Annotated in this window: 1 protein-coding gene; it reads right to left on the bottom strand. The window is 47.3% G+C overall.

What is annotated here, in order from left to right; translation table 11 throughout:
* Window positions 1–596 (bottom strand): aminotransferase class I/II-fold pyridoxal phosphate-dependent enzyme (locus R7Q48_RS29055; protein WP_318133822.1); only part of this gene is annotated, 596 nt, incomplete at both ends.

Below are 596 nucleotides of genomic sequence, written 5' to 3'. Positions count from 1 at the left end.
TTTAGGGAATAAGTACATGGCACCTTTGGGTTTCACACAAGATACCCCTGGGATCTGGTTGATCAGCTCGAACGCGCGATTACGCTGCTCTAGCAATCGGCCACCAGGTAAGATCAACTCATTGATACTTTGGTAGCCACCTAGCGCGGTTTGAATCGCATGTTGCATCGGCACGTTGGCACAAAGACGCATAGAAGAGAGCAACTCTAGACCGTTAACGTAGCCTTGTGCTAAGTGTTTTGGACCAGTTAAGAACATCCACCCACCACGGAAACCACATACCCGGTAAGCTTTCGACAAACCATTGAAGGTCATCACAAGTACGTCTTCCGTTAGCGTCGCAACAGAAGTGTGTGTTGCGCCATCGTAAAGCACTTTGTCGTAAATCTCGTCAGCGAAAATGATCAGCTTGTGTTGGCGAGCAATCTCAATCACCTCTAGCAAGAAATCGCGACTATATACAGCACCTGTAGGGTTGTTTGGGTTGATCAGAACAATACCGCGGGTCTTCGGCGTGATTTTCTTTTTGATGTCATCAAGGTCTGGATACCAATCTGATTGTTCATCACACAAATAATGAACGGGGTTGCCACCAG

The organism is Vibrio sp. 378, from assembly GCF_033339435.1.
This window is presented reverse-complemented; position numbering and strand designations above follow the sequence as displayed.